The following is a 14,904-nucleotide window of genomic DNA, read 5'->3' as shown; positions in this document are numbered from 1 at the left end:
GGATTCGGATGTCAAAGACGATATTAGTTGTAGATGATGAGCCAGCAATTGTGACTTTGATTACTTATAATTTGGAACAAGCTAATTATCAAGTTGTGAGTGTGGATAATGGTTTAGATGCGGTGGAAATCGTCCAAAAGGGCTTAGTTGATTTTGTGATTATGGATTTAATGCTCCCTCAATTGGATGGAATTGAAGCTACCAAACAAATTCGCAAGTTTGATGAACAAATTCCAATTATTATGTTGACGGCTAAGACTAGTCAAGTTGATAAAATATTGGGATTGGAATTAGGGGCAGATGATTATATTACCAAACCATTTAGTCCTCAGGAGCTTCTTTCACGGATTAAAGTAATCTTGCGACGGACTGATCGGGCAATTAATTTGGCTGAAATTGATCCAACTCTACAAGCAGAAAATATCGCCATTGATTTCAAAAGAATGGTGGTTAAGAAGAATAATGAAAAAATTCAATTAACACCCAATGAATTTAAACTATTAAGGTATTTATACAAAAATGCCAACCAAGTTTTATCACGCGATCAAATTTTGGAAAAAGTTTGGGGATATGAATATGGGGGACAGACCCGTATTGTGGATATCCACATCAGTCATTTGAGGGATAAACTGGAAAATGATCCCAAACATCCACAGTTGATCAAAACCATTAGGGGGTTTGGATATGAGTTCGTCTCGAAAAAAGGCGATTAAGCGTACCGTGCAATTCGGTTTTGCTAGTCTAATTGGAAATGCTTTTATGGCTTTTCTGGTGTATAAATTAATTGTAAAAGAAAATCCACGAGTAACTAAGGTAGATATGACACTGTTAATCGCCGTGATTTTATTAATTACGGTTATTGAAATAATTGTATTTTGGAGTAATCAAAAGAAAATTATTGAGCGTCAAAAGTTATTCAGAAAGAACTTAGAAGAAGTTATTAAAGGTAACCATGTTCCCAAGATTCAATTGGATCCAGAAGATCCATTTTATAAATTATCTAAAGTTGTTAATGAAATTGGTACCCATGAGCGTCATCAAATTCACGTTTTGAGAAATCAACAAAGTGAATTAACCGCCATTATGGATAATTTGCCAGTAGGAGTGCTAGTTATCAATCGGCACCGTGAACTACAAGTGGCTAACACGTACGCTATTAACCACTTAGGGATTACTGGACTCGACGTGCCTCACCCATATACCATGGATATTCGGGATCATGAACTAAGTGAATTGGTGGATAACGTATTTAGAACACGCCAGAGTACTACCAAAACAATTAAACTAGATGGGGACCAGCCATATATTTATGAAACAACGGTTGTTTACAGTCCTAAAGTGCACCATAAATTTGAAATTATTGTGCTACTTTACGATGCAACGGAAACGGTGCGCTCTAAACAAATTGAACGTGACTTTGTTAACAATGCTTCGCACGAACTTCGTACACCAATTACATCGATTGCGGGCTTCGCAGATACGTTACTAAACGGAGCCAAGGACGATCCAGAAACCTTGGATAATTTCTTACGTATTATTAAGACTGAAAGTGATAAGTTAGTGCAATTAACGGACGATATTTTAACCATGTCGCGCGTTAAGAGTGGTGAACGAGAACGTAAAGAAATTAATTTACATAAGTATGTGGATCAACAACTTAAGTTAGTAGAAAGTAACATCAGTAGCATGAATCTACATGTGGAAAACAATATTCCAGCAGATGTTAACGAAGAAGTGATTGAAAATGATTTATTCCAAATCGTCAAGAACTTGATTACTAATGCGATTAGTTACAATCGAAAAGGTGGAAAAATCAAAATTGATTACGGATCACATCATGACCGTTGGAAGCTCGTAGTGAGTGATACTGGTATTGGAATTCCTTTAGGTCAGACGGACCGCGTTTTTGAACGTTTTTATCGGGTGAATAATGCTACTAAAGGTGGTACTGGATTAGGTTTAGCCATTGTTAAAGAAGCGGTTGACGATATGAATGGTAGCGTTCGAATCGAATCAGATGAAGATAGCGGAACCACGGTGATCGTAAAATTCAAGCGTGATATTAATTAAATATTGTGGAATAAAGTTGAATTTTAATTCGGCTTTATTTTTTTTTACACTTTTTACTATTTTAAAATTCTTTACATAATCTTTACATACCTCATATTTAACCTTTACGTTGCCCTTGTATGCTAATAATCGAAGCTAGAGATTAGGGAAAAGAGGCCAGGACATGAAAAAAGTTAATAAGGGGATTATCTTAGCGTCGATGATGGCAATACTCTTGATTTTGACTGGATGTCAGTCTAAGTCATCTCAAAAAAATTCAGTAACGATTGTGGGATCGACGGCGTTACAACCATTAGTAGAAAAAGCTGCTGCTGATTATCAAGTAAAAAATAGCGGTGTGGATATCACTGTTCAGGGGGGCGGATCTGGGACCGGTCTAAGCCAAGTTCAACAAGGCGCCGTAAGTATCGGAAATTCAGATGTTTTTGCAGAACAACAAGATGGAATTGATGCCAAAAAAGTGGTGGATCATAAGGTAGCGGTGGTTGGAATGGCTCCCGTGGTCAACCAAGATGTTCCAATTAAAAATATTTCTATGGCTAATCTACGTAAAGTATTTACAGGTAAAATTACAAACTGGAAACAACTGGGGGGACCCGATCAAAAGATTGTGGTCATCAATCGAGCTCAAGGGAGTGGTATCCGGAAATCATTCGAACGAGTGGTATTAAAAGGACAACCAGCTTTGAATGCTCAAGAACAAGATTCAAATGGGACGGTACAAAAAATTGTACAAGCAACTCCAGGATCGATTAGTTATCTTTCATTCTCATATTTTAATAACCAAATTAAACATTTAGCGATTGATGGAGTTCAACCTAACGCTAAAAATGTGGAAAATAATCGTTGGAAAATTTGGTCATATGAGCACATGTATACGAAACCTAATGCCAGTGCAGCAACCAATAACTTTATTAAATACATGAAATCTGAAAAAGTACAAAAGAATTTAATTTCAGACTTAGGTTATATTTCAATCCATGATATGAAGGTAGAACTAACAAGTGATGACCAAGTAATCCCAATTAAAGGAGCTGAGGAATAATGGATGCAGTAAAAAAAGAATTAACGCGTAAATCAAAGGCTTCCAGGCAAGACCAGCGTGGAAAGTTAATTTCCTTAGCTTGTGTAACTTTGATTATGTTGGTAGTCCTTTCAATTTTATACATGATTACTTCTAAAGGTTTAGCAACTTTCTTCGAAAATAAAATGAGTATTGTTGATTTCTTTACTAAGCAGGTTTGGAATCCGAGTGCTAAACCTCAAGCGTTAGTGGGCGCACTACCGATGATTGTAGGATCATTCAGTGTTACCGTTCTTTCAGCCCTTTTGGCAGCGCCATTTGCGATTGCCACCGCCATCTTCATGGTTGATATTGCAGGAAAACGTGGACGTAAAATTTTACAACCGGTCATCGAATTGTTGGTGGGAATTCCATCAGTAGTTTACGGATTTATCGGGTTGACGGTCGTCGTGCCCTTTACTCGAACAGTATTTGGTGGAACTGGTTTTGGAATTTTGTCGGGAACCTTCGTACTGTTTGTCATGGTCTTACCGACCGTAACTTCCATGTACGTTGATAGTTTAAAAGCTGTTCCACAGTTTTATCGCGAGGCTTCATTGGCTTTGGGAGCCACACGGTGGCAAACCATCTACAAAGTTATCATTCGAGCTTCCATTCCAGGCTTACTAACTGCTATTATTTTTGGAATGGCTAGAGCCTTTGGTGAAGCCTTAGCTGTTCAAATGGTAATTGGTAATGCATCGATTTTACCAAGTGACTTAGTATCACCAGCCTCAACGTTAACTAGTGTGTTAACAACGGGAATTGGAAATACAGTTTTAGGGACATTACCTAATAATGCCTTATGGTCATTAGCATTGGTGCTCTTACTAATGTCCTTGGTATTTAACCTCCTAACAAGGTTTATTGGAAAGAAGGGAGCATTTTAAATGAACGCTAAGAGAGTTGATAAGATTGCTACAGCCGTTATTTATCTATTAGTTGGAATCGTTATTTTAATTTTAGTGGCTCTACTAGGTTTTATCTTGATTACGGGGTTACCACACGTCACCTGGTCATTTTTAACCTCACCAGCATCGGCATTTAATGCGGGAGGCGGGATTGGTGATCAGCTCTTTAACTCCTTTTATCTACTATTTCTAACCTTGTTGATTTCCTTTCCAATTTCGCTTGGAGCTGGAATTTACTTAGCGGAATATGCGAAGAAAAATCGAGTAACTGAAGCTATTCGAATTACCATTGAAGTTTTAAGTTCCTTACCATCAGTAGTAGTGGGGTTATTTGGATTTTTACTCTTCGTAGTGCAATTTAAATTAGGATTCTCCATTATCTCAGGAGCGATTGCTTTAACCTTCTTCAACCTACCGCTGTTAACCCGAAATATTGAAAATTCTTTAAATGGTGTTTCTAATTTACAACGAGAGGCGGGACTTTCACTAGGACTCTCCCGTTGGAAAACTGTTACCAAAGTGGTCGTGCCTGCTGCTTTACCAGGAATCATAACTGGAATTATTTTAAGTGCTGGACGCGTTTTTGGAGAAGCCGCTGCTTTGATTTTTACCGCTGGACAGAGTGCTCCAGTATTAAACTACGCAAATTGGAATCCTTTTAGTGGCGACAGTCCCTTGAATATTTTCCGTCCTGCTGAAACCTTGGCAGTGCATATTTGGAAGATTAATACCGAAGGAATCATGCCCGATGCCAGTCAAGTTTCCGCCGGGGCTTCTGCAGTTTTAATCATTGCAGTATTAGTCTTTAATCTTGGGGCCCGTTGGGCAGGAAATTATGTTTATCGTAGAATCACTGCCAGCAAATAGAATTTGGAGGAAAGCATATGTTGGAAACGAAACGTAAAGAAAAATCAATTTTGACCTTCCCCGCCGATCGCGAAATTGCTTTAGAAACGAATAACCTTCAGGTCTATTATGGCGATAACCATGCCATGCAGGATGCATCTTTGCAATTCCCGCGTTATTCCATTACGGCTTTGATTGGGGCTTCTGGATCGGGGAAATCCACTTATTTGAGAAGCTTGAATCGGATGAATGATGGTATTGCTCGCGTAGATGGCGAGATTATGTATCGAGGATTGGATGTTAATGCGGATGAAGTCGATATTTATCAAATGCGGCGTCGGATTGGAATGGTATTTCAACGTCCAAATCCCTTTGCCAAGTCAATTTACAACAATATCAGTTTTCCATTACGCGAAATGGGTATTAAAGACAAATCAAAAATTGACGGCATTGTAGAATCAAGTTTAAAACAGGCGGCCTTATGGGATGAAGTCAAGGATGACTTGAAACGTAGTGCGTTAGCATTGTCAGGGGGGCAACAACAGCGACTATGTATTGCACGTTCACTGGCAATGAGTCCAGATATTCTATTGATGGATGAGCCTGCTAGTGCCTTAGATCCCATTTCAACCCACAAATTAGAAATGACTTTAAATGACTTAAAAGAACAATACACCATTATTATCGTTACACACAGTATGGAACAAGCTTCTCGACTAAGTGATTACACTGCTTTTATGCACATGGGGAAAATTGTTGAATTTGATACGACAGAAAATATTTTTACTAATCCAGCAGTTAAATTAACTGAGGACTATGTCTCTGGAAACTTTGGGTAGTTAGGAGAAAAATATGGCAAAAGATATTATTACGGCTGAAAATGTTCATTTATATTACGGACAAAAGGAAGCTCTGCATGGAATTAGTCTCGGCTTCCCTGAAAAAGAAATTACCGCTCTGATCGGACCCTCTGGGAGCGGAAAATCGACGTTCATCAGAACTTTAAATCGAATGAGCGATTTAAACCCCGAAGTTACGGTTACCGGAGCCATCCGACTTGATGGCGAAGACATCTATTCGCCTAAAACAGATACGGTAGAACTGCGCAAACGAGTCGGAATGGTATTTCAACAGCCTAATCCTTTTCCTTTTTCGGTTTATGATAACGTAACTTACGGGCTACGACTCAGTGGGATAAAAGATAAGGCACTGTTAGATCAACGTGTGGAAGAAAGTTTAAAGCTGGCGGCCGTTTGGGATGAAACTAAAGATCATTTAAAAGAAAATGCTCTTTCATTTTCTGGAGGACAGCAGCAAAGAATCTGTATTGCAAGGGTTTTGGCAGTTCAACCCGAAATTATTTTACTAGATGAACCAACCAGTGCGTTAGACCCGGTATCTTCAGCAAAGGTAGAAGATAGTTTATTAGCAATTAAGGATCAATTCACCATCGCGGTCGTAACTCACAATATGCAACAAGCATCTCGAATTTCTGATCAAACAGCTTTTTTCTTGGATGGCAACTTGGTGGAATTTAGTAAAACAGTCGATATGTTTACACATCCTGAAAAACAGGAGACGAGCGATTACTTAAACGGTAAATTTGGATAGGAGGAACTAGCATGAGAGGGATTTTTGATAATGAGTTGAGGCGCCTATTAGGCAAGTTTACGGAGATGGGAATTAACGTTAGTGAACAGATTTACCGTGCGACTAAATCATTTATTGACCATGATCGAGAAATGGCGCAGAGCGTGATTGATTATGATAATAACGTCAATGAAGAAGAAATTGCTTTAGAAGATCAAGCTTTAAAATTGATGGCCTTACAACAACCCGTGGCTGCCGATTTTCGGCAGGTGATTGTCGTCTTAAAAGCTAGTTCGGAACTGGAACGGATTGGCGATCATGCAGTCGGAATTGCCAAAGAAACTATTCGAATTAAAGGACATCATCGGGATGCTAAAATCGAAGCCGAAATTGCTGAAATGACGAACGTTGTTCGAACGATGCTAGATGTTACGATGGATGCCTACGTAAAAAGAGATAGTAAATTAGCGGATGAAGTAATTAAAGCCAACGAGCAGATTGATAATAGCTATAAAAAAATTCGTAATGAAGTTTTGAGTAATATGAAAACTAACCCCAAACTAGTCACTGGGGGAGCAGGGTATCTAATGGTGGCTAACTACATTGAACGAATTGGCGATCATGTTACCAACGTTGTAGAGTGGATTTTATATAATCAGTCAGGAAAGATTACTGAAATTAATGCAGATGTCGCAGATGTGGGTGGAATTGATTAGACCACGAAACGAGTAGTTATTGCTAAATTAAAAATTTAGTAATAACTACTCGTTTTTTTGTATAAAGTTTGCTAAACGAAAGACAAAAGCTGTAAAATTACTATTAACAATAATGTTTAGAGGTGAAGTATTTGAATATGAATTCCAAAACAAAATTTGCTAAATCAAATGACCGTTTGATAACCGGGGTTAGCGGCGGAATTGCCGAATATTTTGGCTGGAGTAAAGCCCTAACTCGGGTGATTATGTTGATGTTAATGTTAGTATCACATGGACTTCTGTTAATCCCATATATTATTTTAGCTTGGTTAATGCCTAGTAAACCAATTGAATCAAATCAAGGCTTTGCCAGCATGTTCAGTAATTATATGGGTGGTATGAACGGTCAGTCTCAAAATAATAAGAAGAGAAAAGAAATTAAAAACGTTGAAGAACACGACGTCAACGAATAAAGATGGGAGAATTTAAATGCGCTTTTGGCAACGAGTATTAGTTAATTGCATTCTTTTTGTGGCTTTGACCGGATTTTTCCAAAGTAATGGAAATTTCTATGTTTCAAGCATCTGGATTGCTTTGGTGGCTAGTTTGATTTTGGCAATATTGAATGCCAGTATCAGGCCCATCCTACAAATTATTTCATTACCAATTACATTGTTAACTTTAGGCTTGTTTAGTATTGTGATTAACGCTCTCATGTTGGAATTAACTTCCGTATTTGTAGGAGCATCTAATTTTTATTTTTCATCCTTTGGAATGACGATGTTGATTTCGGTAATCTTATCCATTTGTAATACTATTATTTCGAACCACTTTACAAATCGTTAGCGAAGGAGGCCCATTCAATGGCCGATGGTGTTTCAGTATCTGAGTTAGTAGAAAAAATAAGATTAGATGTATTTTATGGCGATGAACTATTAGAACAAAAAAAAGTTACAGTTAGTGATATTTCACGTCCAGGTTTAGAGTTAACCAATTACTTTAAATTTTATCCTCATGAACGAATTCAACTGTTTGGAGAAACAGAAATTTCGTACGCTAAGGATAGTATGACTAAAGATGAACGAACTAAGATTTATGATCGAATGGCGGACGTTGATACTCCAGCATTTGTGGTTTCGCGTGGTTTACCAATTCCTGAAGAATTGATCCAGGCCGCCAAAAATAATCAGGTTCCCATCTTAACGTCAACTTTACCAACCTCACGTCTGCTAAGTAACATGACCAACTTTTTAGAAGATCGGTTGGCAGAACGTGATTCAATTCATGGTGAACTACTGGAAATTTATGGATTAGGGGTTTTAATTACGGGAGACTCTGGAATTGGTAAAAGTGAAACGGCGTTGGACCTAATCAAACGCGGACATCGTCTGATTGCGGATGATCGGGTTGATATTTATCAACAAGATGAACAAACCTTAATCGGGGAAGCTCCCCGCATTCTCCGTCATCTTTTGGAGATTCGAGGTGTCGGAATCATTGATGTGATGAATCTATTTGGGGCGAGTGCGGTTAAAAATCACACGGAAATTAGTGTGATTGTTCATCTACAAAATTGGGATAAAGATGCACATTTCGATCGTTTAGGTAACGGCGAACAAACACGACATTTCTTTGAATTAGATATTCCAAAGATTACCATCCCAGTTCGTGTTGGACGAAACCTCGGTGATATTATCGAAGCCGCTACCATGAACTTTAGAGCTAAAAATATGGGATATGATGCAACCAAAGTTTTTGATCGTAACTTAAATGAGTTGATCAAAGATAATTCCCAGAAATAGGAGTGGATTTTGTGAATTTAACGTTAGGAGCACTAAATCCAATTGCCTTTAATCTTGGTGGAATTCAAGTTCATTGGTATGGAATTATCATTGCGTCAGCAGTGGTGTTAGCGACGATTTTGGCAGTTCAAGAAGCTAAAAGGCGAAGAATCGATCCAGATTCTATCTATGATTTAATTTTATGGGCCTTACCAGTGGCGATTATTACCGCTCGAATGTATTACGTTATTTTTGAGTGGGGATATTACCAAAACCATGTCGATGAAATTGTCCGCGTTTGGGACGGTGGTATTGCCATTTATGGGGCCTTGATTGGAGCTGGAATCGTGGTCTACCTCTTCTGTCGTGCAAATTGGATTCCAGTTTGGTTAATGTTGGATATCATCGCTCCAGTATTGATTATGGCCCAAGGTATTGGTCGATGGGGTAATTTTATGAATCAAGAGGCTTTCGGCAGAATTACTAGCTTAACATTTCTCCAAAGTCTTCATTTGCCCCATTTTATTATTCAACAAATGCTGATTGATGGAGCCTACCGTCAACCAACTTTTTTATATGAATCGCTTTGGGACATCTTGGGCTTTATTGTATTGATGAGTTTGAGACATAAAAAACATTTATTCAAACAAGGGGAAGTGTTCTTGTCCTATGTAATTTGGTATGCGTTTGGTCGCTTTTTTGTCGAAGGGATGCGCACTGATAGTTTGATGCTATTAGGCATCCGCGTGTCACAATGGCTTTCGGTAATACTTTTTATCGGAGCAATTGGTATATTGGTGTTCCGCCGTAAATCGATGCGAGAACGCCTACCAGATTATTTGGAAGGTAATCAGCTTTCACCAAAATGAACTTGAGTAAAGTACCTTTGTATACGATAATAGAAAGGTACATAAATTATTTTTAAATTTAAGATTGTAAGGGGATTAACTATGGTAAAAAAAGTTGCAGTGTTAGGAGCCGGATCATGGGGCAGTATTTTAGCTAACATGCTTGTCCAAAATGGCAATGATGTAGTTGCATGGACGAACATGGAGGAACAAGCTAAAGAACTTAACGAGCAGCACTCCAATGAACATTACGTTCCCGGTTTTAAGTATGACGAACGTTTAGTAGCAACAACCGACTTAGAAGTAGCGTTGAAGGATGTTGATGCGGTATTGTTTGTTGTACCAACCAAGGTAATGCGATTAGTTGCCCAACAAATGGTTGAAGTTTTAAAGAAAACTGGTCAAAAGCCAATTATTGTTCATGCAAGTAAAGGCTTGGAACTTGGAACGCATAAGCGTTTGTCAGAAGTATTAGCGGAAGAAATTCCTAGTGAATTACGTCAAGCTATTGTAGTTCTTTCAGGTCCAAGTCATGCTGAAGAAGTTGCTAAGCAAGATTTAACACTTGTTACAGCAGCTAGCTCAGATTTAGCAAGTGCTGAAGCAGTTCAAAAATTATTTATGAATAATTACTTCCGCGTATATACTAATGACGATATTGTCGGAGTTGAAATGGGTGCCGCACTTAAAAATGTAATTGCAATTGGAGCCGGAGCATTACATGGCTTGGGTTACGGCGATGATGCTAAGGCAGCTTTAATCACACGTGGTTTAGCTGAAATTTCTCGTTTAGGAGTAGCCTTTGGTGCCAACCCACTCACTTTCATCGGTTTATCTGGTGTAGGTGATTTGATTGTTACGGCAACTAGTGTGCATTCACGAAACTGGCGTGCGGGTAACGAACTTGGCCAAGGTATGAAACTAGACGAAGTTATTGATACAATGGGAATGGTGATTGAAGGAGTTCCTTCAACTAAAGCCGCCTATGAATTAGCTCAACAAAAAAATATCGAAATGCCAATTACTGAAGCTATCTATGATGTATTGTATAATGAAAAGGGTGTCAAGGAAGCAATCGACGAATTGATGCATCGTGACGGTAGGTCAGAATTAGAGTAAAAATTTTTGGAGGTTAGGTATTCATGAAAAAAGTACGTAAAGCAATTATTCCTGCAGCAGGATTAGGAACTAGATTTTTACCAGTAACCAAAGCTTCACCTAAGGAAATGTTACCAATTGTTGATAAGCCAACAATTCAATACATTGTGGAAGAAGCTCGCAAGTCTGGAATCGAAGATATCCTAATTATTACAGGTAAAGGTAAACGTGCTATCGAAGATCACTTTGATGCGGTTCCTGAACTAGAAGAAAACTTGAAAGCTAAGGGCAAGAAGGAAATGTTGAAGATGGTGGAAGAAACCACTGGCTTAAATATGTACTTCAAACGTCAAAGTCATCCACGTGGATTAGGGGATGCTGTATTAACTGCTAAATCATTCGTTGGCAACGAACCATTCGTGGTTATGCTTGGTGATGATTTAATGGAAGACAAAGTTCCGTTGACTAAGCAATTGGTAGATTCTTTTGAAGAAACTGGCGCTTCAACTTTAGCTGTTTTGCCAGTTCCTCATGAAGAAGTATCTAAGTATGGGGTTATCGATCCTTCTGAAGAAGTTGAAAAGGATTTATACAACGTTTCTAAATTCGTTGAAAAACCAGCTGTAGATGAAGCACCAAGTAACTTAGCAATTATCGGACGTTACGTACTTACGCCAGAAATTTTCAACATTTTGGAAAAACAAGGCCTTGGTGAAGGTAATGAAGTTCAATTAACCGATGCCATTGATACATTAAATAAAAAACAACGCGTATTTGCCAAAGTATTTAATGGTGACCGTTACGATGTAGGTAATAAGTTTGGCTTCTTGAAGACTAATATTGAATATGGTTTAAAACATCCTGAAACAAAAGATGAATTAAAGACCTACATCAAAGAATTAGCCAAAGAACTTGAAGAAAAATAATTATTGTATTTAAAATCAAGCGATTCTGGGTTGACCGGATCGTTTGATTTTTTATATAAAACAAAATGATAGACAGTTATTAAAAGTAAGTGTATAGTGAATGCATTATTAAAAGTGTGGAGGAAAGAGAATGACAAAACAATATGATGTTGTTATTATTGGGGCCGGCCCAGCCGGAATGACAGCGGCCTTATATGCTTCCCGTGCAAACCTATCGGTAGTGATGCTAGATCGTGGAATCTATGGTGGTCAAATGAATAATACTGCTGATATTGAAAACTTTCCTGGCTTTAAATCTGTTTTAGGACCGGATTTATCAAAAGATATGTACGAAAGTTCAACTCAGTTCGGCGCTGAATATGCTTACGGCAGTGTCGAATCCATTCGAGATGACGGAGCTACTAAACTCGTCAAAACTGATATGGGTGACGAGTTCGAAGCTAAAGTAGTTATTATTGGTACTGGTTCTGAATATAAGAAATTAGGTGTACCAGGCGAAGAAGATTTTAGCGGACGGGGCGTTTCGTACTGTGCGGTCTGTGATGGAGCCTTTTTTAAAGGGACAGATGTTGTAGTGGTCGGTGGCGGAGACTCTGCTATTGAAGAAGGTTTATACCTAACACAATTAGCTTCTAAGGTTACCGTGATTCATCGTCGTGACCAACTACGGGCTCAAAAAATTATCCAAGATCGTGCTTTTGCCAATCCTAAGATGGAATTTGTCTGGAACAGTAATGTTACAGAAGTAGTTGGTGAAGGTAAGGTCACGGGCGTTAAAGTTAATAATAACCAAACTGGCGAAGATTCATTTATTGAAGCAGCCGGAGTATTCATTTACGTAGGGGTAAAACCTATGACGGCCGCCTTTGCGGACTTAGGTATTTTGGATGAACAAGGTTGGATTCCAACTGATGACCATATGCATACTAAGGTTCCTGGAATTCTAGCTGTTGGTGATGTACGTAAGAAAGATTTACGTCAAATCACAACGGCCGTAGGTGACGGTGGCGTCGCTGGACAACAAGCGTATGAATATATTCAAGCTTTAAATGATTAAAGTCAAAATAAGCCACGGTGAAAACCGGGGCTTTTCTTTTTGCCAAAATTCAAAAAGCAAATGGTCTATACCTAAAATTAAAAAAACGCTTTCTGGTATTCCATGGGTATTGTATAATGAAAGTAACTATAAGTTACATCATAGGAGGATTTTTGAATGAGTTGGGAAGATTCTGTCAAAGAATGGCAAGATTATGCAGATTTAGATTTTAATTTAAAAAAAGAATTAGCAACTTTAGCTGAAGATAAAGATGCTTTAAAAGAAGCCTTTTATGCTCCAATGGAATTTGGTACAGCAGGAATGCGTGGCGTAATGGGCCCTGGTATCAACCGGATGAATATCTATACGGTTCGTCAAGCAACAGAAGGTTTAGCTAATTTTATGGATACCTTGGATTTTACTGATAAGAAACGGGGAGTGGCGATCAGTTTTGATTCCCGCTATCACTCACAAGAGTTTGCTTTAGCAGCAGCTGGTGTTTTAGGTAAGCATGGTATTCCAAGTTTTGTTTTTGATAGTATGCGTCCCACTCCAGAATTATCATATACAGTACGTGAGTTAAACACTTATGCTGGAATCATGATTACTGCTAGTCATAATCCTAAACAATATAATGGATATAAGATTTATGGTCCTGATGGCGGACAAATGCCACCAATGGAATCTGATAAGATTACAGAATATATTCGCCAAGTAACTGACATCTTTGGTGTTGAAACTCTTACTCAAAGTGAATTAAGAGCTAAGGGCTTAATGACCATTATTGGTGAAGACATTGACCTCAAGTATCTTGAGGAAGTTAAGACGGTATCAATTAATCATGAACTAATCCAACGCTTTGGTGCAGACATGAAGTTGATCTACTCACCATTACATGGTACTGGAAAAGTAGTTGGTGGACGTGCGTTAGAAAATGCTGGTTTTAAGGATTACACTATGGTCCCTGAACAAGCAATTGCTGACCCAGAATTTATTACAACGCCATTCCCTAACCCAGAATTCCCACAAACTTTTGATTTGGCTATTGAATTAGGTAAAAAGCAAGATGCTGACCTTTTGATTGCCACTGATCCGGATGCCGATCGTTTGGGAGCTGCCGTTCGTTTACCAAATGGTGACTACAAATTATTGACAGGAAATCAAATTGCAGCCCTGATGTTAGAATACATCTTAACTGCGCATGATGCAGCAGGTGACTTGCCAAGTAATGCAGCTGCCGTTAAATCAATTGTTTCTAGTGAACTAGCAACCAGAATTGCCGAAGCCCATCATGTAGAAATGATTAACGTTCTAACTGGGTTTAAGTACATTGCTGACCAAATTAAACATTACGAAGAAAATGGCGACCATACCTTTATGTTTGGTTTCGAAGAAAGTTATGGCTATCTTGTTCGGCCATTTGTTCGCGATAAAGATGCCATCCAAGGAATTGTCCTATTGGCTGAAATTGCTGCTTATTATCGTAGTAAGGGGCAAACCTTATATGACGGTCTTCAAAACTTATTTACTACTTACGGATATCATGAAGAAAAGACCATTTCAAAAGATTTCCCTGGAGTTGACGGTAAAGAAAAAATGGCTGCCATTATGGAAAAGGTTCGTGAAGAACGCCCAAGTCAATTTGATCAGTACAAGGTATTAGAAACTGAAGACTTCTTAGCTCAAACTAAGTATGAAGCAGATGGATCTACCCAAGCTATCAAATTACCAAAAGCGGATGTTTTGAAATTTACATTAGATGATGGTACTTGGATTGCAATTCGCCCTTCTGGAACAGAACCAAAAATTAAATTCTATATTGGTACAGTTGGCGAAGATGAAAAAGATGCTTTGAATAAGATTGATGTTTTTGAAACAGCTATTAATGAACTTATAAAATAATATTTAAAGAACTATGACGGAGCTCAAATTGAATGGTTATGCGCGATTCAGTTGGGCTTTTGGAGCATAGTTCTTTTTTATTCTAATTAAGTGAATCGGAAATGGTTTTGTGATAGTATTAGTAACAATTTAAGTAAG

The 14,904-nt window shown here is 38.3% G+C and carries 16 protein-coding genes; all 16 read left to right on the top strand.

The features are described 5' to 3' along the window. The first annotated feature begins 8 nt into the window (after window positions 1-8). The 16 genes from HFC68_RS06765 (at window position 9) to HFC68_RS06690 (ending at window position 14,766) form a co-directional block, all read left to right on the top strand. Window positions 9-713, top strand: coding sequence for a response regulator transcription factor (locus tag HFC68_RS06765; RefSeq protein ID WP_002834460.1), 705 nt, complete (start codon window positions 9-11; stop codon window positions 711-713). Beyond that, window positions 685-2,070: a cell wall metabolism sensor histidine kinase WalK gene (locus tag HFC68_RS06760; RefSeq protein WP_115154644.1), complete on the top strand. Its 1,386-nt coding sequence runs from the start codon at window positions 685-687 to the stop codon at window positions 2,068-2,070. The genes HFC68_RS06765 and HFC68_RS06760 overlap by 29 nt, the downstream gene beginning before the upstream one ends. Window positions 2,071-2,233: 163 nt before the next feature. After that, the gene (locus HFC68_RS06755) at window positions 2,234-3,115 is read left to right on the top strand and encodes a phosphate ABC transporter substrate-binding protein PstS family protein (RefSeq protein ID WP_167399740.1); all 882 of its coding nucleotides are present in this window, start codon (window positions 2,234-2,236) and stop codon (window positions 3,113-3,115) included. After that, on the top strand, window positions 3,115-4,023 hold the full coding sequence (gene pstC / locus HFC68_RS06750; RefSeq protein WP_011673073.1) for a phosphate ABC transporter permease subunit PstC: 909 nt from the start codon (window positions 3,115-3,117) through the stop codon (window positions 4,021-4,023). The genes HFC68_RS06755 and pstC overlap by 1 nt, the downstream gene beginning before the upstream one ends. Next, window positions 4,024-4,911 carry a phosphate ABC transporter permease PstA gene (gene pstA, locus HFC68_RS06745; protein WP_002834456.1) on the top strand — a complete coding sequence of 296 codons (888 nt, stop codon included), beginning with the start codon at window positions 4,024-4,026 and terminating at the stop codon, window positions 4,909-4,911. Between the two features lie 20 nt (window positions 4,912-4,931). Next, window positions 4,932-5,729, top strand: a complete 798-nt coding sequence (gene pstB / locus HFC68_RS06740) for a phosphate ABC transporter ATP-binding protein PstB (protein ID WP_171030525.1) — start codon at window positions 4,932-4,934, stop codon at window positions 5,727-5,729. A 13-nt stretch (window positions 5,730-5,742) separates the two neighbouring features. After that, window positions 5,743-6,501, top strand: a complete 759-nt coding sequence (gene pstB / locus HFC68_RS06735; protein WP_023440049.1) for a phosphate ABC transporter ATP-binding protein PstB — start codon at window positions 5,743-5,745, stop codon at window positions 6,499-6,501. A gap of 11 nt (window positions 6,502-6,512) precedes the next feature. Beyond that, on the top strand, window positions 6,513-7,196 hold the full coding sequence (gene phoU, locus HFC68_RS06730) for a phosphate signaling complex protein PhoU (protein WP_002834093.1): 684 nt from the start codon (window positions 6,513-6,515) through the stop codon (window positions 7,194-7,196). A 137-nt stretch (window positions 7,197-7,333) separates the two neighbouring features. Further along, entirely contained in the window at window positions 7,334-7,648 is a 315-nt protein-coding gene (locus HFC68_RS06725; protein WP_002834092.1) for a PspC domain-containing protein, read from the top strand. 16 nt (window positions 7,649-7,664) lie between these two features. After that, window positions 7,665-8,021, top strand: coding sequence for a phage holin family protein (locus HFC68_RS06720; RefSeq protein WP_002834091.1), 357 nt, complete (start codon window positions 7,665-7,667; stop codon window positions 8,019-8,021). Window positions 8,022-8,038: 17 nt separating this feature from the next. Continuing rightward, on the top strand, window positions 8,039-8,977 hold the full coding sequence (gene hprK / locus HFC68_RS06715) for an HPr(Ser) kinase/phosphatase (protein WP_002834090.1): 939 nt from the start codon (window positions 8,039-8,041) through the stop codon (window positions 8,975-8,977). 11 nt (window positions 8,978-8,988) lie between these two features. Then, window positions 8,989-9,825: a prolipoprotein diacylglyceryl transferase gene (gene lgt, locus HFC68_RS06710; RefSeq protein WP_002834089.1), complete on the top strand. Its 837-nt coding sequence runs from the start codon at window positions 8,989-8,991 to the stop codon at window positions 9,823-9,825. A gap of 81 nt (window positions 9,826-9,906) precedes the next feature. Beyond that, the gene (locus HFC68_RS06705) at window positions 9,907-10,923 is read left to right on the top strand and encodes an NAD(P)H-dependent glycerol-3-phosphate dehydrogenase (protein ID WP_002834087.1); all 1,017 of its coding nucleotides are present in this window, start codon (window positions 9,907-9,909) and stop codon (window positions 10,921-10,923) included. Between the two features lie 23 nt (window positions 10,924-10,946). Then, entirely contained in the window at window positions 10,947-11,828 is an 882-nt protein-coding gene (galU, locus tag HFC68_RS06700) for a UTP--glucose-1-phosphate uridylyltransferase GalU (RefSeq protein ID WP_002834086.1), read from the top strand. A 130-nt stretch (window positions 11,829-11,958) separates the two neighbouring features. Continuing rightward, entirely contained in the window at window positions 11,959-12,885 is a 927-nt protein-coding gene (gene trxB / locus HFC68_RS06695; RefSeq protein WP_023440054.1) for a thioredoxin-disulfide reductase, read from the top strand. A gap of 156 nt (window positions 12,886-13,041) precedes the next feature. Next, the gene (locus tag HFC68_RS06690; RefSeq protein ID WP_002834084.1) at window positions 13,042-14,766 is read left to right on the top strand and encodes a phospho-sugar mutase; all 1,725 of its coding nucleotides are present in this window, start codon (window positions 13,042-13,044) and stop codon (window positions 14,764-14,766) included. Window positions 14,767-14,904: the final 138 nt, after the last annotated feature.

This window comes from Pediococcus sp. EKM201D, assembly GCF_011800215.1.
In the GTDB taxonomy this organism is placed as follows: Bacteria; Bacillota; Bacilli; order Lactobacillales; family Lactobacillaceae; genus Pediococcus; species Pediococcus pentosaceus.
This window is presented reverse-complemented; position numbering and strand designations above follow the sequence as displayed.

Bases quoted from the DNA above. Each gene is read 5' to 3' on its own strand.
- HFC68_RS06765 (WP_002834460.1), top strand. From the start codon at position 9: ATGTCAAAGACGATATTAGTTGTAGATGATGAGCCAGCAATTGTGACT.
- HFC68_RS06760 (WP_115154644.1), top strand. From the start codon at position 685: ATGAGTTCGTCTCGAAAAAAGGCGATTAAGCGTACCGTGCAATTCGGT.
- HFC68_RS06755 (WP_167399740.1), top strand. From the start codon at position 2,234: ATGAAAAAAGTTAATAAGGGGATTATCTTAGCGTCGATGATGGCAATA.
- pstC (WP_011673073.1), top strand. From the start codon at position 3,115: ATGGATGCAGTAAAAAAAGAATTAACGCGTAAATCAAAGGCTTCCAGG.
- pstA (WP_002834456.1), top strand. From the start codon at position 4,024: ATGAACGCTAAGAGAGTTGATAAGATTGCTACAGCCGTTATTTATCTA.
- pstB (WP_023440049.1), top strand. From the start codon at position 5,743: ATGGCAAAAGATATTATTACGGCTGAAAATGTTCATTTATATTACGGA.
- phoU (WP_002834093.1), top strand. From the start codon at position 6,513: ATGAGAGGGATTTTTGATAATGAGTTGAGGCGCCTATTAGGCAAGTTT.
- HFC68_RS06725 (WP_002834092.1), top strand. From the start codon at position 7,334: ATGAATTCCAAAACAAAATTTGCTAAATCAAATGACCGTTTGATAACC.
- HFC68_RS06720 (WP_002834091.1), top strand. From the start codon at position 7,665: ATGCGCTTTTGGCAACGAGTATTAGTTAATTGCATTCTTTTTGTGGCT.
- hprK (WP_002834090.1), top strand. From the start codon at position 8,039: ATGGCCGATGGTGTTTCAGTATCTGAGTTAGTAGAAAAAATAAGATTA.
- HFC68_RS06705 (WP_002834087.1), top strand. From the start codon at position 9,907: ATGGTAAAAAAAGTTGCAGTGTTAGGAGCCGGATCATGGGGCAGTATT.
- galU (WP_002834086.1), top strand. From the start codon at position 10,947: ATGAAAAAAGTACGTAAAGCAATTATTCCTGCAGCAGGATTAGGAACT.
- trxB (WP_023440054.1), top strand. From the start codon at position 11,959: ATGACAAAACAATATGATGTTGTTATTATTGGGGCCGGCCCAGCCGGA.
- HFC68_RS06690 (WP_002834084.1), top strand. From the start codon at position 13,042: ATGAGTTGGGAAGATTCTGTCAAAGAATGGCAAGATTATGCAGATTTA.